General features: G+C 59.7%; 3 protein-coding genes. 2 read left to right on the plus strand and 1 reads right to left on the minus strand.

The features are described from left to right. Window positions 1-456 (plus strand): amino acid permease (locus tag YH3_RS34670; RefSeq protein ID WP_154100428.1); only part of this gene is annotated, 456 nt, incomplete at its 5' end. On the opposite strand, the gene YH3_RS34675 is transcribed toward YH3_RS34670, so the two are convergent. Further along, window positions 450-770 (minus strand): PadR family transcriptional regulator, encoded by a 321-nt coding sequence (locus tag YH3_RS34675; RefSeq protein ID WP_064445175.1) that lies wholly within the window; start codon window positions 768-770, stop codon window positions 450-452. The genes YH3_RS34670 and YH3_RS34675 overlap by 7 nt on opposite strands. Here YH3_RS34675 and YH3_RS37085 point away from each other — a divergent pair. Next, on the plus strand, window positions 672-942 hold a 271-nt coding region (locus YH3_RS37085), incomplete at its 3' end, for a hypothetical protein (RefSeq protein ID WP_238592803.1). The two genes, YH3_RS34675 and YH3_RS37085, sit on opposite strands and share 99 nt — an antisense overlap.

The following is a 942-nucleotide window of genomic DNA, read 5'->3' on the forward strand; positions in this document are numbered from 1 at the left end:
CAGTTCGAGGTGATCGTGCGGATCGGCGCTGTCGTCGCAGCACTCGGTTCGCTGCTCTCGCTGGTGCTCGGAGTCTCGCGGACCTCGTTCGCGATGGCACGCGACGGGTATCTGCCCCGCGTCCTCGCTCAGGTCCATCCGCGGTTCGGTGTTCCGCACCGTGCCGAGTTGGTCGTCGGCGTCGTCGTCGCGATCATCGCGGCTACCGCTGATGTGCGTGAGGTGATCGGGTTCTCCTCGTTCGCGGTGCTGGCGTATTACCTGATCGCGAATGCGTCCGCGTGGACGTTGTCGCCGCTGCCGATCACCCGCGTAGTGCCGGTGATCGGCGCTTTCGGATGCGTGCTTCTTGCGGTGTTCTTACCGGCGGCATCCGTCGCGGCGGGTGTAGGTGTGTTGATGATCGGTGTGATCGGCTATGTCGTGCGTCGTAGTGTCACGAAATCTGCTCAGTGAGTTTGGTTCTCGGCCCATCTCGGCCCGAGAACCTCACGGGCCAACTCCGACAAAGATGCACGATCCTCTTTCAACGCTGCCTCTCCAGCTTCAGTAGCCCGGTATACCCGCCTGGTACGTCCTTCGGAGACAACGGTTTCCGATTCCAGAAGCCCGTCGACTTCGAGACGGTGCAGCGTCGGATACAAGGTGCCTGGACTGATCTTGTAGCCGTGATGAGCGAGTTCTTCCGACATCCACGCTCCGTAAATCGGTTCCTGCGCAGCGTGATGAAGGATGTGAAGCCGCACAGCCGCCCGCTGGAACTCTTTCATCACCTCACCGACCTTCAAATATCGATATCGGATCCCGATGTTACCCGTCACTGCAACGTTGATTCCGAATTCGACATCGCGTGGTCCATAGAGACAACTCGCAACACGTCATCGCGATGGTTGCGCTATGGTCAGTGGTCAGTGCCGAACTATGGCTACAAGCCAACCATTG

It is taken from the genome of Rhodococcus sp. YH3-3 (assembly GCF_001653035.1).
Taxonomy (GTDB): Bacteria; Actinomycetota; Actinomycetes; order Mycobacteriales; family Mycobacteriaceae; genus Rhodococcus_F; species Rhodococcus_F qingshengii.